At 73.0% G+C, this 23,263-nt stretch carries 18 protein-coding genes; 6 read left to right on the top strand and 12 right to left on the bottom strand.

The features are described 5' to 3' along the window. The first annotated feature begins 76 nt into the window (after window positions 1–76). Together EV371_RS29965 and EV371_RS29960 are read left to right on the top strand one after the other, a co-directional pair. Entirely contained in the window at window positions 77–454 is a 378-nt protein-coding gene (locus tag EV371_RS29965; RefSeq protein ID WP_101371820.1) for a DUF742 domain-containing protein, read from the top strand. A 1-nt stretch (window position 455) separates the two neighbouring features. Further along, a complete protein-coding gene (locus tag EV371_RS29960; RefSeq protein ID WP_101369592.1) occupies window positions 456–1,043 on the top strand; it encodes a GTP-binding protein in 588 nt (195 codons plus the stop codon). Between the two features lie 376 nt (window positions 1,044–1,419). Here the strand turns inward: EV371_RS29960 and EV371_RS29955 are convergent, their stop codons facing one another. The 3 genes from EV371_RS29955 to EV371_RS29945 form a co-directional block, all read right to left on the bottom strand. Then, window positions 1,420–2,634 (bottom strand): ABC transporter substrate-binding protein, encoded by a 1,215-nt coding sequence (locus tag EV371_RS29955; protein WP_130465004.1) that lies wholly within the window; start codon window positions 2,632–2,634, stop codon window positions 1,420–1,422. A 378-nt stretch (window positions 2,635–3,012) separates the two neighbouring features. Beyond that, a complete protein-coding gene (locus EV371_RS29950; RefSeq protein ID WP_130465003.1) occupies window positions 3,013–5,337 on the bottom strand; it encodes a transposase in 2,325 nt (774 codons plus the stop codon). A gap of 38 nt (window positions 5,338–5,375) precedes the next feature. Continuing rightward, window positions 5,376–6,353: a DNA primase gene (locus EV371_RS29945; protein ID WP_130465002.1), complete on the bottom strand. Its 978-nt coding sequence runs from the start codon at window positions 6,351–6,353 to the stop codon at window positions 5,376–5,378. Between the two features lie 152 nt (window positions 6,354–6,505). Between EV371_RS29945 and EV371_RS29940 the strand changes: the two genes are divergently transcribed. Beyond that, complete coding sequence (locus EV371_RS29940) at window positions 6,506–6,847, top strand: helix-turn-helix transcriptional regulator (RefSeq protein ID WP_130465001.1); 342 nt, start codon at window positions 6,506–6,508, stop codon at window positions 6,845–6,847. Window positions 6,848–6,948: 101 nt separating this feature from the next. Here EV371_RS29940 and cydC read toward each other — a convergent pair whose 3' ends face one another. The 7 genes from cydC to deoC form a co-directional block, all read right to left on the bottom strand. Continuing rightward, window positions 6,949–8,853 (bottom strand): thiol reductant ABC exporter subunit CydC, encoded by a 1,905-nt coding sequence (gene cydC, locus EV371_RS29935; RefSeq protein WP_130466317.1) that lies wholly within the window; start codon window positions 8,851–8,853, stop codon window positions 6,949–6,951. After that, window positions 8,805–10,595, bottom strand: coding sequence for a thiol reductant ABC exporter subunit CydD (gene cydD / locus EV371_RS29930; RefSeq protein ID WP_130465000.1), 1,791 nt, complete (start codon window positions 10,593–10,595; stop codon window positions 8,805–8,807). The genes cydC and cydD overlap by 49 nt, the downstream gene beginning before the upstream one ends. 160 nt (window positions 10,596–10,755) lie before the next feature. Then, entirely contained in the window at window positions 10,756–11,679 is a 924-nt protein-coding gene (locus tag EV371_RS29925) for a M56 family metallopeptidase (RefSeq protein WP_130464999.1), read from the bottom strand. A 4-nt stretch (window positions 11,680–11,683) separates the two neighbouring features. Next, the gene (locus tag EV371_RS29920) at window positions 11,684–12,091 is read right to left on the bottom strand and encodes a BlaI/MecI/CopY family transcriptional regulator (protein ID WP_130464998.1); all 408 of its coding nucleotides are present in this window, start codon (window positions 12,089–12,091) and stop codon (window positions 11,684–11,686) included. Between the two features lie 101 nt (window positions 12,092–12,192). Continuing rightward, on the bottom strand, window positions 12,193–13,017 hold the full coding sequence (locus EV371_RS29915; protein WP_130464997.1) for an aldehyde dehydrogenase family protein: 825 nt from the start codon (window positions 13,015–13,017) through the stop codon (window positions 12,193–12,195). Continuing rightward, window positions 13,010–14,461, bottom strand: coding sequence for an aldehyde dehydrogenase family protein (locus EV371_RS29910; RefSeq protein ID WP_130466316.1), 1,452 nt, complete (start codon window positions 14,459–14,461; stop codon window positions 13,010–13,012). Before EV371_RS29910 ends, EV371_RS29915 begins: the two co-directional genes overlap by 8 nt. A 29-nt stretch (window positions 14,462–14,490) precedes the next feature. After that, a complete protein-coding gene (gene deoC / locus EV371_RS29905) occupies window positions 14,491–15,507 on the bottom strand; it encodes a deoxyribose-phosphate aldolase (RefSeq protein WP_130464996.1) in 1,017 nt (338 codons plus the stop codon). Window positions 15,508–15,684: 177 nt separating this feature from the next. Between deoC and upp the strand changes: the two genes are divergently transcribed. Together upp and EV371_RS29895 are read left to right on the top strand one after the other, a co-directional pair. After that, window positions 15,685–16,317, top strand: a complete 633-nt coding sequence (upp, locus tag EV371_RS29900) for a uracil phosphoribosyltransferase (RefSeq protein ID WP_130464995.1) — start codon at window positions 15,685–15,687, stop codon at window positions 16,315–16,317. 199 nt (window positions 16,318–16,516) lie between these two features. After that, window positions 16,517–17,194, top strand: a complete 678-nt coding sequence (locus EV371_RS29895; RefSeq protein WP_130464994.1) for a GPP34 family phosphoprotein — start codon at window positions 16,517–16,519, stop codon at window positions 17,192–17,194. A 42-nt stretch (window positions 17,195–17,236) separates the two neighbouring features. Here the strand turns inward: EV371_RS29895 and EV371_RS29890 are convergent, their stop codons facing one another. Together EV371_RS29890 and EV371_RS29885 are read right to left on the bottom strand one after the other, a co-directional pair. Further along, on the bottom strand, window positions 17,237–18,955 hold the full coding sequence (locus EV371_RS29890) for a phospho-sugar mutase (RefSeq protein WP_130464993.1): 1,719 nt from the start codon (window positions 18,953–18,955) through the stop codon (window positions 17,237–17,239). Window positions 18,956–19,046: 91 nt separating this feature from the next. Next, the gene (locus EV371_RS29885; RefSeq protein WP_130464992.1) at window positions 19,047–20,975 is read right to left on the bottom strand and encodes a protein kinase domain-containing protein; all 1,929 of its coding nucleotides are present in this window, start codon (window positions 20,973–20,975) and stop codon (window positions 19,047–19,049) included. Window positions 20,976–21,256: 281 nt separating this feature from the next. Here EV371_RS29885 and EV371_RS29880 point away from each other — a divergent pair, with 281 nt between their 5' ends. Beyond that, the gene (locus EV371_RS29880) at window positions 21,257–22,840 is read left to right on the top strand and encodes a methylmalonyl-CoA mutase family protein (protein ID WP_130464991.1); all 1,584 of its coding nucleotides are present in this window, start codon (window positions 21,257–21,259) and stop codon (window positions 22,838–22,840) included. Window positions 22,841–23,263 lie beyond the last annotated feature (423 nt).

Here is a 23,263-nt window from a genome sequence, read left to right as displayed (position 1 = left end):
GTGCGACGACAATGGAACAATGACGAACTCCAGGCTTTGAGTCTCGGGTACGACGAGAAGGGGGTGAACGGCGATGATGGCCGAACGCGACGAGCCGACGGGCGCGCTGGTGAGGCCATATGCCGTCACTCGTGGTCGCACCAGGCCGAGGCTCGACATCGCGCTGGAGGCGCTCGTCGAGACGACGGTGCGCGGTCGGTCCGCCGGCAACGGCAATGGCGGCCAGGGCCGGGAGCATCAATACATCGCCGCGCTGTGTGATGGTCGGCTGCAGTCGCTCGCGGAGATCGCGGCGCGGATGCAGTTACCGCTCGGAGTGGCTCGGGTCCTGATCGCCGACATGGCCGCCGATGGCCTGGTGGCGGTGCACGAACCGACAATCCTGGACGACTCAAACGACGCGGTGGGCACTGAACTGCTGGAGAGGGTGCTGAGTGGACTTCGCAGGCTCTGACATGTCGCACCGCCCAACGGCCGGGCGCGTGACATCGGCGAAGATCGTCATCGCCGGTGGCTTTGGCGTCGGCAAGACAACACTGGTCGGTTCGGTCTCGGAGATCACGCCGCTGACCACCGAGGCGATCATGACGTCGGCTGGTGTGGGTGTCGATGACACCCGCCAGGTGCCGGGCAAGACGACCACCACGGTCGCCATGGATTTCGGTCGGATCTCGATAGACCGAGATCTCATCCTTTACCTGTTCGGCACGCCGGGCCAGACGCGGTTCTGGTTCATGTGGGACGAACTGGTGCGGGGAGCGATCGGTGCGGTCGTCCTGGTCGACACCCGCCGGTTGGCCGACTGCTTCGCGGCCATCGACTTCTTCGAGCACCGGCGGCTGCCGTACCTCGTGGCGATCAACTGCTTCGACGGGATGCAGTACCACGACCCGCAGGACGTGCGGGACGCGCTGGCGATCTCGAACGAGGTGCCGGTCGTCGCGTGTGACGCCCGGAACCGGGAGTCGACCAAGCACGTGCTGATCTCCCTGGTCGAGTACGTGCTCACCATGCGGCGCTCGCGTGCCGTAGCACCGGCCTGACCGCCGCGCCACGTGCCGGCAAGGTGGCCCGGTCGTAGGCGCCGGTACGCCCCACGGGGTCGTCCGGCCCCCGCCGGGTGTCCGGCTGCCCGCGTACCCGGGATGTCGTGCTGGCCGCCAACCTCGGCGTGCCGCGCCGCTTCGCGCCGTGCCGGCGTCGATGATCCGGGCACCTCTCCTGTGGTGGCGACCCGGTGGCGACGGACAGAGGTCGGCGCCCGGGGTCCGGCGCGCGTCGTCGACCCGGCCGAGACGAGGAACGGCCGCGGTCCGCGGGATGACGGACGGTCGAGCGGGGCGGACCGGGTGACGGCCCGAGCACGGCGTGCGGGAGCGACCGGCGGCGGGATGGGTCGGGAGACCGGATCCTTCCGGGTCAGGAGACCCGACTCCAGGAGCCGGAGACCACGCTGAAGACGCCGAGCGAGTCCGCCTCCATTCCGCCGTGCCGGATAGGCGCGAACGAGTACGCCCCGGCGATCCCCTCGGTGATCTGGTTGCCCAGGTAGGCGCGGAGCCGACCCCGGTCGACGCTCTTGCCCAGCCGGGCGGCGTTGACGATCAGTCGCAGGGCGTCTGCCCCGTACGGGGCGAAGCCGCTGAACGAGCCATGCAGGTGGATGTAGCGGTAGACGAAGTCCCGCCGGTCCAGCCCGGCCGGGGTGGTGTTGGTCAGCGACGAGCTGCCCAACGAGCTGGGGTGCACGGCGTACGCCCCCTCGACCGCAGGCGCGTTCTCCTCCGAGAGGGTGTCCTCGGCGACCGCGCCGGCGTCGAAGAAGATCCGTCCCTGGTAGCCGGTCTGGCGCAGTGTCCGGGCCGCCGCGCCGGAGAACGGGGCGGTGCCCCAGACGACCACCGCCTCGGGATCGGGGTCGGTGGCCTTCCGGACCGCCGGGCGGTAGTCGGCGTTCTCACCTCCGGGCAGCCGGACCGCCTTGACGAGCTCGACCTCCACGGACTTCAGGGCTGCTGTGAGGGCCCGTACGCCCGAATCTCCGTGTGCCCCTGGTGCCGCTAGCAGTCCGACCCGTTCGATGCCCTGTGAGCGAATCAGCGGGGCCAGCGTCCGCGCCACGTCACGGGCGTCCGGCGTGAGTTTGAAAATGTACGTCCGCTGAGCCAGCGGCACCGTGATGTTGTCGGCGGCGGCCAGCGAGATGAACGGCACCTGTAGCCGCTGCGCGACCGGGATGATCGCCAGGGAGGTCTCGGCGAGGCAGCCACCGGTCAGCGCGTGCACGTTCTCCTGGTTGGTCAGCTCGGTCGCGTGCTGAGCGGCGAGCCGCGGTTCGCCGGCATTGTCCCGGATCACCAGCCGGACGTTGCGCCGCAGGTTGCCGACCGGCACCCCCTGCTCGTTGAACTTGTCAGCGGTGATCTTCAGGGCCCGTTCCTGGAGCACTCCGAGTGCCTGGCCGGGTCCGGTGAGTTCGAGGCTGACACCGACGACGAGTTCCCGCGAATCGGCCCGACCGGGTCCGCCCCGCTCCTCGTCGTCGCGTCCGCAGGCGGCGACCAGGGTGGTGGCGGCTGCCGCCAGGAGGCCGCGCCGGCTCAGCGTCCACGCGTCGACTGCCGGTCCGGCCATCGTCGCCCCCTCCCTGCGCTGGTCGTAGGTGTCGCCTACGGTCCCGGGGTATGTTCTCGGCCGCTCAGCAGCGCCGTCAACTCCGCACGATGTGGTAAGAAACACCAGGTCGACATAGGTCTGATGCTGATTGGCCAGTCAGTCCACGGGTCCTGACCGGACGGTCCGGCCGGGCTTGTCGAGCGGCCGGGCTTGTCTGCGGCCGGGCTTGTCTGCGGCCGGGCTTGTTCTGCGGCCAGGCTTGGTCAGCGGCCGGGCGCAGCGGTCCGACCCGGCAGACGCATCCCGGCAGACGGAGTCCGGCAGACGCGGAAAACCCACACCGGCTGCCGATGGCGACGCCGGTGTGGGTTCCGGGTGAACAGGGGATCCGGTCGGTCAGGAGCGGTAGCCGGCGGAGCGGTACTCGTAGTCGACGTTGTCGGCCCGCTCGTCCGGGTCACGGCTGAAGTCCCAGCCTCCGGCGGCCTCCCGGCCCGGCCGGCCGCCGACGGCGTAGCCGCCGATCTCCTGACCACGACGCCAGCCCCGGAAGTAGCCGGTGGTGTGCTCGGCGATCCGGGCCGCGTCGCGGACGATCCGCAGCGGCCGCTCGTCGCGCAGCGGCGACCCGGGCACCAGATTGGCCTGCGGCACCCGCTTCGGCAGGCCGGCGTTGGTGGAGGCGCCGACCGAGGGGCGCGCCGCCTGCTGGGCGGCCTGCCAACCGCTGTCGGCCGTCGACGACCACTCCACCTCCGTCTCCTCCGAATGGCCGGTGAACCAGGCGGACCTGGCCGCCGCGAAGATCAGCAGGTCGCCGTCACCCTCGTCGGAGACCGGCGGCGCGCTCGGCTCCGCGCTGCGGCGGGGCAGGCTCGACCCGGCCTGGGCCGGGTCACCCCGGTCCACCAGCCGCAGCGGTGGGTTTTCGGCGGAAAGCCTGTTGTGCGAGGGCTGGTCGGCCAGCGGCGGCTCGACGAGACGCAGCGTGGGCGGCTCCTGGGGCAGGTCGTCCGCCTGCCACGGTGGGGTGACCCGCCCGTCTGCGGGCGCCGGGCTGACCGGCGCGTCCCGCTCGTCGGGGTAGCCCGGGTATCCCGATCCGCTCGCCCGGTCGTCCTGCTCCTCGCCCGAATTCATCAGCGGCCAGTTGGCCCGGGAACCGGGCGGTGCCGGCGGCTCGGGCCGGGTCGCCGGCACCGAGACGGTCAGGCCGGCGGCAGAGATGCTGCCCGCACGTGCCGCGCTGTCTCCGTTGGTCTTCGGCCGGGGGGTGATCGGCGTCGGCCGCCGCTCGTTGCGGGCGCTGTTGATGGCGGCGGTGGTCAGGGTGGCCCGGAACGGTTCGCCGGCCTCGGCGGGTGGGATCGACCCGCGCTGTGCCGGTGGCATCGGCGTCATCCCGGGCGGCGGGGGCGGCGGCGCGGAGACCGGCCGGTTCGCCATCGTGTCGGCCTGGTAGGCCGGCGGCGCGGAGGAGGGCGTGGCCGAGCGGGATTCGCGGGGCGGCCCGGAGACCGGGACGACCGGCATGGCGAGCGTGGCGGCCGGCGACAGCGGCGGTGCGGAGGAGGGGGTGACCGGTGGCGGTGCCATCGGTGGCGGCGAGACGGGTGCCGGAGCGACCGGCGGCGGCCCCAGCGGCTGGGGACTGGCGGGGGAGTTGCCGGCCGCCGTCGGCTGGTGCCGGCTGCGCCGGCCCGAACTGGGCACCGGCTCCCGGGCCGGACCGGACAGTCCGGCGCCTGTCGGCACCGGTGCCTCGGCTGCGCTGCGCCGCCCGGCCCGCCGGCTCGGGGCGGCCGGCGTCGTGACAACCCGGGCCGCCAGGGTGGCGATCAGCGCGTCACAGCCGGCGTCGCAGGCGCGTACGGCCGCCACGGCCTGTCGTACCGTCTCCGCTGCCGCAGAGGTGAGAGCCTTGTTGGCGGTGCCCCGCCGGGGGGTTTCCGCGATGGCGACCCGCAGCGCGGTGACCGCCTCGGTGATGACGTCGGCCTCGGCGACGCCGTCCGCGGCGAGGTGGGCGGCGATGGCGTCGGTGGCCACCGACGTCTCCCTGCCGCGTCCGCCGGTGCCGCCGAGCATCCCCGGCTCGGGCAACGCGTCCAGTACGGCCAGGGAGACCGGCTCGGCCGGATCCGGGTACGCCCGCAGCGCTGCCGGGTAGAGCTCACGCAGCACCTCGCGCAGGGCCACGGCGGCGGCGTGCCGGCCGTTGGCGAGCGCGGCGTGCGCGGCGAGGACCGGCTTGAAGCTGACGAGTTCGCGCGGCGGCGGGAGGCTGGCCGCCGAGAGGGCGCCGGCCTGTAACGCCCGGGCGAGCCCGACGGCGCGTCGCTCGGCCGGGGCGGACTCCCGCTCCTCGACCGACTCGTCGTCGGCGAACCGTTCGGCGAAGTCGTCGACGGAGTCGTCGTCGGCGACGACCAGTGGACGTCCCGCCGCGCTCAGCAGCGAGGTCACCATGTGGTCGTCGCTGTCGGCCGCGACGGCCGCGCCGCTCGGTCCGCTGCCACGCTCCACGAGCACCGCGCCGAGCTGGGCGTACCCAGCCGGGTCGTCGGTGATCTCGCAGACATGGAGCAGTCTGCCTGCGTCGTCGACCACCGCGGAGGTCAGCGTCGTACCGGCCGAAGTCGACCGGCTCGTCGCATCCGCAGAGGCCAGACCGCAGTACACCCGCACGAGCGCCACGGCGTCGTCCTCCTCCCGAGACACAAGTGGTGTGCCAAAGACTGATGCTCCCTGGTGAGGGGTCAGTCGCGCCAGTCCACGGCGGCAGAGATCTTGCCGATAATCGTGCGCCACCCGAGACTTGCGGTTTGTGCCCCGATTTTCTTCAGCCGCCGCCGGCCCCGGAATCCGCCGAGACCGCCGGCCACGGTAGCCCGGAGCGCCTCGTCGAGGTCATCCAGGCTGGAGCCGGGGGAGAGCATATCGAGAACCGCGGGCAGCCGAAGTGCGTAGGCCAGGTCACGGGCCACCTCACCAGCCTCGATGAGCAGCGTCGAGTCCCAGACGTCGTGCCCGCCGCGGAGATTCTCCACCACGAGGTCGAGCTCGTAGGAGTCCTCGTCGAGCGGTGCGACGTCGGCCGGGGTGATCCGTTCGACGAGCTGCTCCCAGGTGTCCAGTTCGGCCAGGTCGTGCGGTGCGCCGGACCTGACGAATGTGACAAGTGCCTCAGGAGTCTTGAACAGGAGCAACCTGCCCCGGTGGGTGAGGAAGGCCGGCACCTCCTCGTCATCCTCCTCGGCATCTTCGGCGGCCGCCTCGGAGTCGGAGTCGGCCTCGGAGTCGTCGGCCTTGGCCTTCCCGTCCCGCTCCGCGTCCTCCTTGTCGGCCTCGGCGAACTGGTCGGCGATCTCCTCGTCGAGGATCACCACCGCCTCGTCGCCGTCCTCCTCCTCGACCTCGGCCTGCCGGGACCGGTTGGCGAAGAGGTCGTCCTGCTCGCGGTCCTCGATGTCGGTCGGGGTCAGCTCGCTCGCCGGGCGGTACGTCCGCAGGGTGAAACCGGAGCCGGAGGGGAGAGCGATCTCGACCGGGTCGATCCGGACCTCTTCCCACAGCGACCGGTCCGGAGTGCCGGACGTCACCGGGTCATCGGCGGTGTCATCGCTGCTCTCCGACGAGCCGGCGTCGATCTGCCCGGGGTCGGCAGCCCCGTCGCTTCCGGCGGGCTCGTTGCCGGGCTCGTCGGTGTCGGGCCGGTGGGACGACTGGCGGGCCACGCTGACCTCCGTGTGCGCTCGATATGGGCACCCGACCCGGCGAGGTGCCGGCGGATCGGTGACTCTGCGCACACACCCTAGTAGGCCGACGGCGGACGTGGATGCCGGCACCCCGTTGGACTTTGCCGCACATATTAGTAGTCTTGCTACCTATGAACGCCCAGGCGCTGCACGGCCATCTCGATGCGCTGCTGCTCGCGGTGCTTGAGCAGGGCGCACTGCACGGGTACGCCATCATCGAGGCGCTCCGGGCCCGCAGCGGCGGTGTGCTCGATCTGCCTACCGGGACGATTTACCCGGCGCTGCGCCGGCTGGAGCGGGCCGGATACGTCAGCAGCGCCTGGAGCACCGTCAACGGCCGGGAACGCCGGACCTACGAACTGACCGGCGCCGGGCGGCGCGCCCTGGCGGGCGAGCGGACCAGCTGGCAGGAGTTCAGCTCGACGGTGGGGCAGTTCCTCGGCGGGGCGGACGCCCCCGGCGCCCCGGCCTGAGCCAGCGAGGACGGACGGCCGGTCGCCAGCCGGTGCCGGCCCAGCCCGTGATCGCGGGGCCCAGCCCGTGATCGCGGGGCCCAGCCGGTGATCGCGGGGGCTCAGCCGGTGATCGCCAGATAATCGCGTTCGGCGCCGGTCTGGCGCAGCCACTGGTCGCGGTACCAGCCCGGTCGGCCGACCAGTTCGGCGTGGCTGCCCCGGTCGGCGATTCGCCCCTGGTCGAGTACGACCACCTCGTCGTACCGGTCCAAACCGGCTAGTCGGTGCGTGACGAGTACGACCGTGCGGTCCGGCCCGGCGTGTGCGGTCGCGGAGGCGAGTACCGCGTCGGCAGCGCCGGGATCCAGCCCTTCGGTCGGCTCGTCCAGCACCAGGATGCCGGCCGGTTCCGCGAGCAGGACCCGGGCCAGCAGCAGCCGCTGGCGTTGCCCGCCGGAGAGCTGACCGCCCTCCTCGCCCGCCATCGTGTCCCAGCCGGCCGGCTGCTGGCGTACCCAGTCGAGCAGGCCGGCCGCCCCGGCCGCGCCGGCCAGATCGTCGTCGTTCGCTCCGGCGCGGCCGAGCAGGAGGTTCTCCCGGACCGTGGCGTGGAAGACGTGTGCCTCGGCGAGCAGCCCGCCGACGATCCGGGGCAGCTGGTCGACGGGCAGGTCGGACAGGTCGACGTTGTCGTACACGACCCGGCCCCGGTCCGGCCGGACCATCCCGGTCAGTACGGCGAGCAGGCTGCTCTTGCCGGCACCGCTCGGACCGACGACGGCGATTCGGCGTCCCGCAGGCAGGTCCAGGCTCACCCCGTCGAGCGCGGGCGGGCCCGACCGGCGGTACCGGAGGCTCACCTCCTCGATCCGGCAGTGCCACCGTGGCGCGATTCCACCCGCCGGCGAGCCGTCCCCCGGCTCGGCCCCCGGCGTGGACGCCGGCCCGCCGGTCGGCGTCCCCGGGTCGGCCGCCGACGAATCGGCCGCCGACGAATCGGAGGCCGACGGGTCGGCAGCCAATGGGGTGGACGCCGACGGATTGGACGCCAACAGGTCGGCCACCCGGGTCAGGCCGGTGCGCAGCCGGGTCCAGTGCCGGGCCGCGCCGACCAGCGCCAGCGCCGCCTCGACGGCGGCGAGCGTGCCGACCGCGAGGACCCCGACGAGTACGCCGGACACGCCCGTCCGCAGCGCCACGGTCAGCACGGCGGCGCTGGTCGCACCGGCCACCAGTACCCCGAGGCCGTCCACGGCCCAGCCCAGGGCCGCGGTCCGGCGCTCCAGGGCCGCGAGTTCCCGGGCCCGGGCGTCCGCCCCGGCCAGGGCCGACTCGGTCGCGCCGAACGCGGCCAGGTCGGCGGCGCCGGTGGTCAGGTCGACCGCGTCCGCGGCGAGCGCGCCGCGCAACGGCGCCACCCGGTCGGCGGTACGCCGGGTGAGCAGCGCCGCCAGCACCGGTAGCGCGACTCCGGCCAGCAGCAGGCCGCCGGCCAGGGCCAGTCCGGCGAGCGGGGTGACGGCGGACGCGCCGGCCACCGCGAGCAGGCCGACGAGCGTGGCGGCCGCCCCGGGGACCAGCACCCGCAGCAGCAGGTCCTGTACCGCCTCGACGTCCGAGACGAGCCGGCTGAGCAGGTCTCCGGAGCGCCGGGCTGCGGTGGTGCGCCGGGCAGCCAGCGCGGCGAAGACCCGGGCCCGGACCTCGGTGACGACCCGCAGCGCGGCGTCATGCCCGGCCAGCCGCTCGGTGTAGCGCAGCACGCCCCGGCTGATCGCCAGGGCCCGGACCACGACGATCGCCACGGTGAGGGTGTCGAGCGGCGGTCGGCCGGCGGCGCTGACCAGCAGCCAGGTCGCGGTCGCCAGCAGGGCTAGCCCGGCGAGTTCGGTGCCGGCGGCGAGCAGGCCGGCGCCGAGCAGCCGACCGAGGTACGGGCGGGCAAGCCGCCAGACGGTACGTTCGGGTCGCAGCCTCACCCCACCACCTCCCGGGGTGGTGTCGTGATCTCCACCGCTGCGGATTGTTGCTCGGTCACCCGGCCGTCCTCGACCCGGAGTACCCGGTCCGCCTCGGCCAGCAGCGTCGGGCGGTGCGCCACCAGCAGCGCCGTACGTCCGGCGACCAGTCGCCGGGTGGCCGCGAGTACGGCCGCCTCGGAGCCGGCGTCGAGCCGGGCGGTGGGCTCGTCGAGCAGCACGATCGGGGCGTCCCGGAGGAAGGCCCGGGCCAGCGCGATCCGCTGCCGCTGCCCGCTGGAGAGCCCGTGGCCGCGCTCGCCGAGCCGGGTGTCGAGGCCGTCCGGGAGGTCGGCGACCACCTCGGTCAGGTCGGCGGCCCGGACCGCTTCCCGGACCGCCGCCAGGGGCGCGTTCGGTGCGCCGAGCCGGATGTTGTCGGCGACGGAGGTGCCGAACAGGTGGGCCCGCTGCGGTACCCAGGCCAGTTGCCGCCGCCACCGGGCCAGGTCCAGCGCCGCGAGGTCCGTACCGTCCACGGTGATCCGCCCGCTGCTGGGGGTGACGAAGCCGAGCAGCAGGTGCAGCAGGGTGCTCTTGCCGGCGCCGCTCGGCCCGACGACGGCGATCCGCTCACCGGGTCGGATGGTGAGGGTGACGTCCCGCAGTGCGGTGGTGCGCGGGTACTCGACCGTCACGGACTCGAATCTGATCTCGTCGTGCCGCCCCGACCAGGGCTGGAGGTCGCACTCCCGGTCGACCAGCGCAACGGCGGTGCGGGCGGTCGGCCGTGCGGCGGTGGAGGCGGTCGGCGGTGCGGCGGTGGAGGCGGTCGGCGGTGCGGCGGTAGGGGCGGGTGGCTCGGGTTCGAGCAGGGTCAGCGCCTCGTCCAGCGCGGTCAGACCCTCCTGACTGGCGTGGAACTGGCTGCCGGCGGCGCGCAGCGGCAGGAACGCCTCGGGGGTGAGCAGCAGCACCAGCAGCGCCGTCTCCAGGGCCAGGCCGCCGCCCAGCAGCCGGAGTCCGACCGGCACCGCGACCAGTGCGACGGAGAGAGTGGCGACCAGTTCGAGTACCAGCGCGGAGAGGAACGCGATCCGCAGCGTCTTCATGGTCGCCTGGCGGTGCCGGTCCGCCATCCGGCGTACCACGGTCACCTGGGCGGAGGCCCGGCCGAACAGGTGCAGGGTGGGCAGCCCGCGCAGCATGTCCAGGAAGTGGCCGCCGAGCAGCGCCAACCGGCGCCACTGGCGTTCGGTGGCGGCCTGGGCCTGCCAGCCGAGCAGGGCTCCGAAGATCGGGACCAGCGGCAGGGTCACCGCGATGACCAGGGCGGAGCTCCAGTCGGCGAAGAACAACCGGACCAGTACGGCCAGCGGCACGGTGACGCTGAGCACCAGCTGCGGCAGATAGCCGGTGAAGTACGCGTCGAGGGCGTCGAGCCCGCGCCCGGCCAGGGTGGCGAGTTGCCCCGTACGCTGCCCGGACAGCCAGCCCGGTCCGCGCCGGCCGACGGCGTCGAGCAGGTCGGCCCGGAGCGTGGCCTTGGCCGTCGCGGCGGCCCGGGCCGCCACCGTGCCCTGTGCCCAGAGCAGGGCTGCCCGGCCGGCCACACTGCCCAGGAAGCCGGCCAGCGCGGCCCGGTCGAGGTGTCCGCCGGCCGCCTCGGCGAGCACGGTGGCGAGCGTGGTGGCCTGGGCGATCACCAGTACGGCGGCGGTGACGCCGAGCATGCCGAGCAGTCCGAGCTGGCGCCGCGTGCCGGGTACCCGGCGCAGCAGGCGAGGGTCGAACGGGCGGCGGCTCACGGGCGTCCCGGCAGCTCGCCGACCCGCCGGTCCGGGCGGGCGTCCGCCTCGCCCGGCCGGCGTGACCGGCGACCGTCCATGACCCATATCCCACGCATCTTTTCGGGCAGCTTCCGTGACAGGGCCAGTTTACTACGAGATGTAGTAGTTGCCCGGTGGCTCAGTGCAGGAACAGCGACACCGGCAGGGCGACCAGGGCCGTCGCCAGGACCAGCGCGGTCGCGCCCGGCAGCCGCCCCGGCCGGCGGGTCGCCAGCAGCCGCTGCAACCGGGCGTCGAGATCACCGTCGGCGACCCCGAGTGCACCGACCGGGGTGACCCGGGCGCCGGCGCTGGCGAACCGCAGCAGCGCGGTCGCCAGGGGGCCGTCGGCGTGCAGGCGTCGGGCCTTGTCGTCGGCCCGCATCTCGACCAGCAGGGCGACGGCGTCGTGCGCCGCGCGCACCCAGCGGACGCCGGGGAGGGCCCGGCAGAGCGCGGTGAAGGGGAGCAGCACCAGGTCGTGCCGCTCGTCGGCATGTGCCCGCTCGTGGCTGAGCACGGCGGCGAGCTGCGCCCGGTCGAGCAGGCTCAGGGTGCCGGCGCTGACCACCACCTGCGGGCGTACCCCGGGCAGGCAGTAGGCGGCCGCGCTGGGGTGGTCGAGTACCAGCGCGCCGGGTGCCGCCGGGTCGTCCCGGGCCACCAGGGCCAGCACGTCCCGGTGCCGACGCTGGGCGCGCAGCGCGCCGAGCAGGCTGCGTACCGTCGAGCCGAGCAGCACCACCGTGACGCCCACGCCGACACCGACCAGCCCGAGATGGGTCACGCCCAGGCCGGGCGGCAGGTTACCGCCGCCGAGCAGGTCACCGGCGAGGGACCGCAGCGCGGACCCGGTGCCCTGACCGTACGGGGCGAGCCCGAGCGAGATCGGCAGGCCGATCGCGGAGAGCCCGAGAGCCAGCCCGACGAACTGCCAGCAGACGATCGCGACTCGGGGACTGTGCCAGGCCCACCCCGCGCCCAGCCGGCCGGAACGGGCCAGCACCTGCGCGGCGAGATAACAGGCCAGCACGGCGAGCGCGAAGCACGCGGCGTAGCGCATCGGTTCAGACCTGCCGCTCCGCGGCCGACGGGCGGTCGGTCGCCGGCGAGGTGTCGTCGGCCTCCCCGGCGAGCGCCGCGCGCAGCACCTCCGCCTCGGTCCCGGTCACCGACCGGGCGAACCGGACCAGCGCGGCGTCCCGGCTGCCGGCCAGGTCCAGGGCGTCGAGCATCAACCCGGCGATGTGCGCCTCGCGGCTGGCCGCCGGCCGGTAGCGCCAGGCCCGGCCCTCCCGCTCGCGCTCGACCATGCCCTTGCCGGCCAGCCGGTCGAGCACCGTCATCACCGTGGTGTACGCCAGCTCACGGCCCCGCAGCGCCTCGGCCACCTCGCGTACGGTCGCCCCGGCACCGGTGCCCCGGTCCCAGAGCACGTCCATCACCGCACGTTCGAGATCACCGAGTCGCGTCACGCGGCAAGTCTACTACCCTCCGTCGTACGTCAGCTCGCCGCCACAGCAGGTGTTGGCAAGGGGCGCTTCTACGACAGCAGACGATTCGCGGGGGCCCTTCCTTACCCGCCCTTGGGGTGCCAGACCGTCTTGGTCTCCAGCAGGGCGGTCATGCGGCCGATCCCCGGATCGGCGGTCCAGTCGACCGGGGCGGCAGGTGGCCGGAGTACCCGCTTGAGGTTGCCGGCCGCGGCCCGTTCGAGTTCGGTGCCGAACTCCGGGTCGGTGACGCCGGTCAGGTCGAGCGCGTTCACGTCCATGTGCCCGGCCAGCCAGGGCGCGGTCTCGGTCGGCCGGCCGGTCAGCAGGTTCACCACCCCGCCGGGCAGATCCGAGGTGGCCAGCACCTCGGAGAGGGTGATCGCCGGCAGCGGACTCGCGTCGGCGACCAGCACCACCACGGTGTTGCCGGTGACGATCGCCGGAGCCACCACGCTGACCAGCCCGAGCAGTGCCGGCTCGGCCGGGGCGAGCACCCCGACCACCCCGGTCGGCTCCGGTGCGGAGAGGTTGAAGTACGGGCCGGCGACCGGGTTGGCGTTGCCGTACACCTGGGTGATCTTGTCGGACCAACCGGCGTACCAAACCCAGCGGTCGATCGCCTCGTCCACCTCGGCGGTCGGTACGCCGAGCCCGACGAACTGGTCCCGCCGACCCTCCAGCATCTCGGCGACCCGGTAGAGGACCTGACCCCGGTTGTACGCTGTCGTGCCCGACCAGCCCCTGACCGCCGCCCGCGCCGCCAGGACGGCGTCCCGGACGTCCTTGCGGGAGGCGAGTGCCACGTTGGAGTTCTGCACCGGATACGACCGCCCCGACTCGCTGCGCGGGAACTTCCCGCCGATGAAGAGCTTGTACGTCTTGCGTACCGCCACCCGTTCAGACATCGAGGTACGCCTCCAGCCCCTGCCGGCCACCCTCCCGGCCGTAGCCCGACTCCTTGTAGCCGCCGAACGGCGAGGTCGGGTCGAACTTGTTGAACGTGTTGGCCCAGACCACTCCGGCGCGCAGCCGATCGGCCATCCAGAGGATCCGGGAGCCCTTGTCGGTCCAGATCCCGGCCGAGAGCCCGTACGGGGTGTTGTTCGCCTTCTCCACCGCCTCGGCCGGGGTGCGGAAGGTCAGCACCGAGAGCACCGGCCCGAAGATCTCCTCCCGGGCGATCCGGTGTGCCTGGCTGACCCCGGTGAAGATGGTCGGGGCGAACCAGAAGCCCCGGTCCGGCAACTCGCACGGCGGCGACCAGCGCTCGGCCCCCTCGGACGACCCGATCTCGCTCAGCGTCCGGATCCGGTCCAGCTGAGCCGACGAGTTGATCGCGCCGATGTCGGTGTTCTTGTCCAGCGGGTCGCCGACCCGCAGCCGGGCCATCCGGCGCTTGAGCGAGGCGAGTACCTCGTCGTACACCGATTCCTGGACCAACAGCCGGGAGCCGGCGCAGCAGACGTGCCCCTGGTTGAAGAAGATGCCGTTGACGATGCCCTCGACGGCCTGGTCGACCGGGGCGTCGTCGAAGACGATGTTCGCCGCCTTGCCACCGAGTTCCAGGGTGAGCTTCTTGCGGCTGCCCGCCACGGAGCGGGCGATCTGCCGGCCGACCTCGGTGGAGCCGGTGAAGGCGACCTTGTCGATCCCGTCGTGTTCGACCAGCGCCCGGCCGGTCTCGCCGGCTCCGGTGACGATGTTGACCACGCCGGGTGGCAGGTCGGCCTGCTGGCAGATCTCCGCGAAGAGCAGCGCGCTCAGTGGGGTGGTCTCGGCCGGCTTGAGTACCACGGTGTTGCCGGCGGCCAGCGCGGGGGCGATCTTCCAGGCCAGCATCAGCAGCGGGAAGTTCCACGGGATGACCTGGCCGGCCACCCCCAGCGGGCGGGGGGCGGGACCGAAGCCGGCGTACCCGAGCTTGTCGGCCCAGCCGGCGTAGTAGAAGAAGTGCGCGGCGACCAGCGGGATGTCGACGTCCCGGGACTCCCGGATCGGCTTGCCGTTGTCCAGCGACTCCAGCACCGCCAGCTCGCGGGCCCGCTCCTGGACGATCCGGGCGATCCGGAACAGGTACTTTGCCCGGTCCCGGCCCGGCATCTTCGCCCAGACCTCGTCGTACGCCCGGCGGGCCGCCCGGACCGCCCGGTCCACGTCGGCCGGGCTGGCCGTGGTCACCTCGGCCAGCACCTCCTCGGTGGACGGATTGATCGACTTGATCTGGCCGCCGTCGCCGGACTCGACGTCGAGACCCTCGCCATCGACGAACTCGCCGCCGATGAACAGCCCGTACGACGGCTTGAGGTCCACCACGGCGCGCGACTCTGGCGCGGGGGCGTATTCGAACACGTCCAGTCCAGGGTGAAATTCGAACATGTTCAGTCCAGGGTGAAGTAGTCGGGACCGGAGTAGACGCCGGTGCTCAGCTTGGTGCGCTGCATGAGCAGATCGTTGAGCAGGCTGGAGGCGCCGAACCGGAACCGGTCCGGGTGCAGCCAGTCCGGGCCCGCGGTCTCGTTCACCAGTACCAGGTACTTGATGGCGTCCTTGCTGGTCCGGATCCCGCCGGCCGGCTTGACCCCGACCTGCCGCCCGGTGGCGTCCCGGAAGTCCCGGACCGCCTCCAGCATCACCAGGGTGACCGGCAGGGTCGCGGCCACCGGCACCTTGCCGGTCGAGGTCTTGATGAAGTCGGCGCCGGCCAGCATCGCCAGCCAGGAGGCCCGCCGAACGTTGTCGTAGGTGACCAGCTCGCCGGTCTCCAGGATGACCTTGAGGTGGGCGTCCCCGCAGGCCGCCTTCACCGCGACGATCTCGTCGTAGACCTCCTGGTAGCGGCCGGAGAGGAAGGCACCCCGGTTGATCACCATGTCGATCTCGTCCGCCCCGCCGGCCACCGCCGAGCGGGTGTCCGCGAGCCGGACCTCCAGCGGCGCCTGCCCGGACGGGAACGCCGTGGCAACGCTCGCCAGGTGCACCCGGGGCGCGTCCCCGGCGGGTCGGTGCACCCCGGGCGCGTCACCGGCCGGTGGGACGGTCCCGCCCCAGAGTGCCTCGGCGGCCACCGGGACCATCGTCGGGTAGACGCAGAGGGCGGCGACCGGCGGGCAGGACGGGTCGGCCGGGTCCGGGCGGAGCGCCTTGGCGGCCAGCGCGCGTACCTTGCCGGGGGTGTCGGCGCCCTCCAGCGTGGTCAGGTCGACCATCCGGATCGCCAGGTCGATCGCCCACGCCTTGCTGGTGGTCTTGATCGAACGGGTACCGAGCATCGCCGCCCGCTGCTCCGCGCCCACCTGGTCCACCCCGGGCAGGCCGTGCAGGAAGGTCCGTAGGGCCCTCTCGGAGCGCCCCACCTCGGTCAGGTCGGATCGCGCCGACGTCGCTGTCGCCGTCATGCGGGCAAGTCTACGCACCGATCCGCACCTGTGATCTTGGCCATAGCCACCCGCTGGCCGTCGCCCGCTGCCCGCCGACGTCCGGCATCCGGTGCGCTCCGGACCCGGCGACCAGGGGCCCGGAAGCCGGTGACCAGGGGAGGGTCCGGCCCGGGGTTGGCGGTAGGTTGAGCGACCGTGGACGTACTCGTGGTTGACCATCCCGTGGCCCAGACGCGGCTGACCGTGATGCGCGACGCCCGGACCGACTCGGCGTCGTTCCGTGCCGCGCTGCACGAACTCACCACCATGCTGGTGTACGAGGCCGCGCGCTCGCTGCCGGTCGAACAGTTCCCGATCGACACCCCGGTGGCAGCCACCCAGGGCATCCGGCTGGCCAACCCGCCACTGCTGGTACCGGTACTCCGGGCCGGGCTCGGCATGGCCGACTCGGCGCTCGGGCTGCTGCCCGAGTCGTCGATGGGCTTCGTCGGGCTGGCCCGGGACGAGCACACCTACGAGCCGCGTGCCTACATGGAGTCGCTGCCGACCGACCTGACCGGCCGACCGGTACTGGTACTCGACCCGATGCTGGCCACCGGCGGTTCGCTGGAGCACTGCTGCCGGCTGCTCGCCGACCGGGGCTGCACCGACATCACCGTGCTCTGCGTCCTCGCCGCGCCGGCCGGCATCGAGCGGCTGGACCGCTCCGGTCTGCCGCTGCGGCTGGTCACCGCCGCGATCGACGAGCGGCTCAACGACCGGATGTTCATCGTCCCCGGCCTCGGTGACGCCGGAGACCGGCAGTTCGGCGGCATGCCCCGGTTCTGACCGCCGGGGGTTGGCTCTGACCGTCCGGGGGCCGGTTCTGACCGCCCGTCCCGGGGCCGGTTCTGACCGTCCGGGGCCGGCGCTGATTCCGTGTCGGTCGGTCCGGTGTCGCGCCGATCGGTATCGATTTCAGCGCGGCCGGCCCCGGTCCGGCCGGGACGCATGCGCGGCTGGCCCGGAACGGCTACCGTTCCGGGCCATGACAGGTGTTGGGTTGGCCGAGGAGTTGCTGCTGCTCGGCTACGACGATGAGTCCGGCAAGGCGACCGGGTCCCGGATCGGCCTCGACCTCGGCATGGCCGCCGCCGTGCTGGTCGACCTCGCGCTCGCCGGCCGGGTCGCCTTCTCCGACGGTTCGATCGTGGCCACCGATCCCACGCCGACCGGCGACCCGGTCGCCGACGACGTGCTCGCCCGGATCGCCGCCGACACCCCGCACACGCCGGCCTCCTGGGTGCAGCGGCTCCGGCACGGGCTGCGCGACCGGATCCTGGCCGGCCTCTGCGCCCGCGGCGTGATCAGCGACGTCGACGAGACCGAACTCGGCCACATCCACATCCACCGCTATCCGGTGCGGGACCCGTCCGTGGAGGCGGAGATCCGGCGCCGGCTGATGGACGCGTTGACCGGGGAGGCCGTACCGGACGAGCGGACCGCCGCGCTCGCCGCGGTGATGGCGGCGATCCGGGTACAGCCCAGCCTCGGGCTGACGGGCCCGGCGGCCGAGGATGCCCGGAAGCGGCTGACCGAGATCGCCCGGGGCGCGGGCTTCACCGACGGGGGGAGCCTGGAGGAGTCGACCATCCGCCCCTCGGTGGCACTGGTGATCGCCGCTCTCTCCCGGGCCATCGACGCCGCGCTGGGCAGCCGGACCTGAGCGCCGGCCGCCGCCGGCCGGCGGGGATCGGCGGCTGACGGCCTACCAGATGCCGAGGGCGGCGGCGGTCTCGGTGCGCAGCGCGCGGACCGAGGCGGCGGCACGCTCCCGGGCCGCCGGTACGTCGCCGTCGACCACCGGCTCCACCACCTCCAGGTACGCCTTCAGCTTCGGCTCGGTCCCGGACGGCCGGACCACCACCCGGGCCGAGTCGGTACGCAGGATCAGCACGTCCGCCTCCGGGTTCAGGTCCCGCACCGAGGTCACCGGCTCGTCGAGCAGGGTCTTCGGGGTCCTGGTCCGGATGTAGGTCATCGTGGTCCCGATCTCGCTCAGGTCGTCCACCCGGACCGAGAGCTGGTCGGTCAGGTGCACCCCGAACTCGCCGGCCAACTCGTCCAGCCGGTCGGCCACGGTCCGCCCCTGCTCCTTGAGTGTCGCCGCAAGCTCGGCGAAGGTGAGCGCGGCGCTGATCCCGTCCTTGTCGCGCACCTGGTCCGGGGCGACGCAGTAGCCGAGCGCCTCCTCGTAGCCGTACACCAGTTCGGCGTCGCCGTTCTCCGCCCGGACGATCCACTTGAACCCGGTCAGCGTCTCGCCGTACGGCAGGCCGCGCGCCGCGCACAACGCGCCGAGCAGGGACGACGAGACGATCGTGCTGGCGTACAGGCCGGTGCGGCCCTGCCGGGCCAGATGGTCGGCGAGGAGTACGCCCACCTCGTCGCCGTGCAGCATCCGCCAGCCGCGTACCCGGTCGGGGATGGCCACCGCGCACCGGTCGGCGTCCGGGTCGTTCGCGAGCGCGATGTCCGCCCCGATCTTCTCGGCCAGCGCGATCAGCCGGTCGATCGCGCCCGGTTCCTCCGGGTTGGGACATGCGACGGTGGGAAAGTCGGGATCCGGCTCGGCCTGCTCGGCCACGATTCCCGGCATCGCGAACCCGGCCCGGGCGAAGACCGAGGTGAAGACGGCGGCACCCACCCCGTGCAGCGGGGTGTATGCCACGGTCAGCCCGCGCGGCCCGTCCGGCGCGACCACCCCGGCGGTGGCCCGGACGTACCGGGCCACCACGTCGTCCCCGAGTACCTCTCCGGGCTGGCCGAGCGGTACCGCGGCGAGCGGCCCGACGGCCTGGATCGCCGCGGAGATCTCGGCGTCGACCGGGGGCACGATCTGCGCCCCGGCGCCCCGGGGACCGCCGGTCGAGGCGCCCAGATAGACCTTGTAACCGTTGTCCTGCGGCGGGTTGTGGCTGGCGGTGACCATCACCCCGGCGACCGCGCCGAGGGCCCGGACCGCGTACGCCAGCACCGGGGTGGGCAGCGGCCGGGGCAGCAGCAGGGCCGGCCGCCCCGCGCCGGTGGCCACCCGGGCGGTCCGCTCGGCGAACTCCTTCGAGCCGTGCCGGGCGTCGTACCCGATCACCAGCGGCCCGGGTGCGCCACGGCCGGCGAGCCAGCCGACCAGACCGGCCGCGGCCGCGGTGACCACGGCCAGGTTCATCCCGTTCGGGCCGGCCCGCAGCGGGCCTCGCAGCCCGGCGGTGCCGAAGGTGAGCGGTCCGGCGAACCGGTCGGCCAGTTCGGCCCGGCTCGCCGGCAACCGGTCGAGCACTCTCCGCAGTTCCTCCCGGGTCGCCGGGTCGGGGTCGTCGTCGAGCCATGCCTGGGCCCGGGCTCGTAGCCCGGCCAGTTCGTCGGGGGACCCGTCCGGGGTTACGTGGTCCGGGGATACGTCCGGCTGGTTCGGTTTCGCCGCCATCGGACTGTGATAGCACGTCGACCGTCCCCGGACGCGGTCCGGCCCCGTCCCCGGCGTGGTGTGCGCCGGGGCGGGACCGGGTCGGAACGGGTCAGCCGGCGCCGGTGAGCCGGAACGACTCGACCATCTCGTCGAAAATCGGCCTGCTCTCCTCGAACCGCTCGTCCGGGGTGGTCAGATAGAACGAGTACACCTTGCCGCCCTGGACGGCCCCACGCCATATGCCGTGCCGTTGCTCGCTGCCGCTGCCGCAGGTGTACTCCAACTGCGCGGCGGGCTTACCGCCGAGTTCCTCATCCGTCAGGTCCACCTGGCGATAGGGCTTGGCGCAACTCCTGCTGTTCTTCAGGCCGTTTGCGGCGATCTCGGCCCAGCGGCGCGAGCTGTCGCCCTTGAACTCCTCGACCAGGACCCGGACCCGTCGTCCGCTGTCGTCCGGGTCGGTGTAGTCGATGTAGACGGCCTTCTTCGGAGCCGCCTTCTTCCAGTCCTTCGGCACGTTGACCGAGACACCGCGTTCGGCGTGCGATTTGGTGGGGAAGGCCGCCGGCACCTTCACCTCGGGCGAGTTTCCGGCCTGCGGGGGAGGGGTGACGACCGGCTCCTCGCCGCCGCCGAGGGAGAGCGCGACGATGCCGATCAGCAGCACCGCGGCCACCCCGCCGGCCACGGCGACCTGCGTCCGTCGGTTCCAGCCCCGGACGGTCCGCAGCGCCGAGTCGCCGGCCTGGCGGGCGCCGGTCAGGCCGCGCCCCAGCCGGCCGCCGCTGGCCGTGTGCACCGTGCCGCCCCGGCCGCCGGGCCCGGGCATCGCCCCGGTCGGCGTACCGAGTGGACCACCGCGCCGGCCGGTCGAGCCGGGCATCGCCCCGGTCGGGGTGTTCAGCGGGTTGGCGCCGGCCGCCGGGGGCCGGTTGGCGGCGGCCTCGTGGGCGTTCCGGGCGATCCGGTCGGCCGGGGACTCACCGGGGGCGAGCATTGCCGAGCCGCCGATCTCACCGCTGCTCGGCGGCCGGGTGAACTGGCCCGGCCCGGCTCCGGCCGGCGCCGGTGACTGGGAGCCGGAAGCCGGCTGCTGCCACGGCGAGCGCTGGGACGGCACCACCGCGTACGGGTCGGTGACCATGTGCCCGGCGGCGTTGCTGGCCAGCGGGCCGGCCAGCAGTTCGCGGAGCATGGTGCGGGAGGCGGTGACGTCGAGCCGGCGGGCCGGGTCCTTCTCCAGCAGGCCGAGTAGCACCCGGGTCAGTGGACCGGACCGGACCGGCGGCGCCGGCGGGTCCTCCACCACGGCGTGCATGGTCTCGATCGGGTCGCCCTTGTCGAACGGCGGCCGCCCCTCCACCGCCGTGTAGAGGGTGACGCCGAGCGAGAAGAGGTCGCTGGGTGGGCCGAAGTCCTGGCCCATGGCCCGCTCAGGCGAGATGAAGTGCGGGGAGCCGAGCACCATGCCCGGGGTGGTGAGCTGGACGTCGGTCGGCATCCGGGCCACCCCGAAGTCGGTGAGCACGCACCGGCCATCGGAGCAGATCAGCACGTTGGCCGGCTTGACGTCGCGGTGCAGCACCCCGATCGCGTGCGCCACCTCCAGCGCGCCGAGCAGGGCGATGCCGATCTTGGAGACCGCGCGCGGCGCGAGCGGGCCGTCCTCGATCACCATGTCGGCGAGGCTGCGCGCGTCGAGCAGCTCCATCACGATCCACGGTCGCCCGCCCTCGGTGACCACGTCATAGACCTGCACCACCGCCGGGTGCTGGAGGGCCGCCGCGGCCCGCGCCTCGCGGAGGGTGCGTTCGTACATCGCGTCGCGGTCGCTGGGTGCCAGCCCCGGCGGGAGCACGACCTCCTTGACCGCCACGTCGCGGCGCAGCAGGGTGTCGGCCGCGCGCCACACGGTGCCCATGCCGCCGTGGCCGACCGCCGCCCGCAACGAGTACCGACCACCGATGGTGATGCCGGGTGCCGCACGTCCGTTGGTGGGATTGGCCGGTCCGCCACTCCACGTCGGGATCTGAGTCACAGAAGAGCCACCGGAGAGAATCGAGGGGGCACAGGACAGAACCCCCCTATATTGCGGGTTCCGACCGCAGAAGGGAAAGACAACCGCCGGACTTGCCGAGAACTCGACCGTACGTGTCGTTATCCTCACTCAGGGTTCGTCTTTGTCGACGGTGAGTGCCGGTCCGCTCACCCGGCCCGACGGCCGGGCCGAGCCGGCCGAGCCCTTTCGGGCGCACCATCCGGCCCAGCCGGGTCGGCCCAGCTCAGACGCGTCGCCAGATCGGGCCTACCATGCGGTTCATGAGTGAAGGCCGGTCGAGCGAGTCGGGTTTCCCGATCAAGACGATCTACGACGCCGCCGACGTACCGGAGGGTTTGGACGCCCGGCTCGGTGCGCCCGGCGAATTTCCCTACGCCCGGGGCGTCTACCCGACGATGTACACGTCGCGGCCGTGGACCATGCGCCAGTACGCCGGCTTCGGCACCGCCACCGAGTCGAACGCCCGCTACCACCAGCTGCTCGCCGCCGGCACGATGGGGCTCTCGGTCGCCTTCGACCTGCCCACCCAGATGGGCTACGACTCCGACCAGCCGATCGCGCAGGGCGAGGTCGGCAAGGTCGGCGTGGCGATCGACTCGATCGACGACATGCGGGCCCTCTTCGCCGGCATCCCGCTGGACCGGGTCTCCACCTCGATGACCATCAACGCCCCCGGCTCGGTGCTGCTGCTCCTCTACCAACTGGTGGCGGAGGAGTCCGGGGTGTCCGGCTCGGCGCTGAACGGGACGATCCAGAACGACATCCTGAAGGAGTACATCGCCCGGGGCACGTACATCTTCCCGCCCAAGCCGTCGCTGCGGCTGGTCGCCGACACCTTCGGCTACTGCCGCAAGGAGGTGCCGAGGTGGAACACCATCTCGATCTCCGGCTACCACATGGCGGAGGCCGGGGCGACCCCGGTGCAGGAGATCGCCTTCACCCTGGCCAACGGCCTCGAGTACGTCCGCGCCGCGATCGCCGCCGGCCTCGCCGTGGACGACTTCGCGCCCCGGCTGTCGTTCTTCTTCGTGGCCCGGACCACCCTGCTGGAGGAGGTGGCGAAGTTCCGGGCCGCCCGGCGGATCTGGGCCCACCTGATGCGGGACGAGTTCGGCGCGCAGAACCCGAAGTCGCTGATGCTGCGTTTCCACACCCAGACCGCCGGGGTGCAGCTCACCGCACAGCAGCCGGAGGTGAACCTGGTGCGGGTCGCCGTGCAGGGCCTGGCGGCGGTGCTCGGCGGCACCCAGTCGTTGCACACCAACAGCTTCGACGAGGCGATCGCGCTGCCCACCGAGAAGGCGGCCCGGCTGGCGCTGCGTACCCAGCAGGTGCTGGCGTACGAGACCGACCTGACCGCCACGGTGGACCCGTTCGCCGGCTCCTACGTGGTGGAGTCGATGACGGACGAGATCGAGGCCGGGGTACGCGAGCTGATGGGCCGGGTCGCCGAGTACGGCTCGGCGGTGGAGGCGATCGAGGCGGGCTTCCAGAAGCGCGAGATCGAGGCGTCGGCGTACCGGGTGGCGCAGGAGATCGAGTCCGGTGACCGGGTGGTGGTCGGGGTCAACCGGTTCACCGTCGACGACGAGGAGCCGTACCAGCCGCTCCGGGTCGACCCGGCGATCGAGGCGGCCCAGCGCGAACGGCTGGCCCGGCTGCGGGCCGACCGGGACGCCACCGCCGTCGAGCGCGCCCTCGCCGACCTGCGCACGGTCGCCTCGGGTACCGAGAACGTGCTCTATCCGATGAAGGAGGCGCTGCGGGCCCGGGCCACCATCGGCGAGGTCTGCGGCGTGCTGCGCGAGGTGTGGGGGACGTACCGGCCGAGCGACCGGTTCTGACCCGCCCGCCACCGCCCCGGGACGTCTCCGGCCTGGGCCGCTCGGCCGGGGCTGGTCGGGGCTGCCCGAGGAGTGATCGGCGGTCCGTGGAGTGTCAGGGCGGTTTTTCGGGTAACGGGAGGTTGCCCGGCCCCGCCGGTGGATGACGGACAGCCTGTGCGCGGTCCGTTTGACACCAACTGTCACCCTGGGACGCCCGCCATCCCACCCGGTGGTGCCGCACCGTCACCTGCGCGCAGGACCGTCGGACAACTCGACAAACCGGACGGGCGGCGCTGCTGCCGAGCTTGATCGTGACCGGTGAAACCGTCACGCGTTGTAGGAGGTGTGGCACAGATGGCGGGGTCTGACGGCGGGATAGGCAGCGTTCCGCCCGTCGCTCGACGCTCCTACCAGGGATTTCGTGACGCTGTGCTGTCTGAT

Source organism: Plantactinospora sp. CNZ321 (assembly GCF_004217235.1).
The sequence above is the reverse complement of the archived record's forward strand: the minus strand, read 5'-3'. Positions and strand labels throughout refer to the sequence as shown.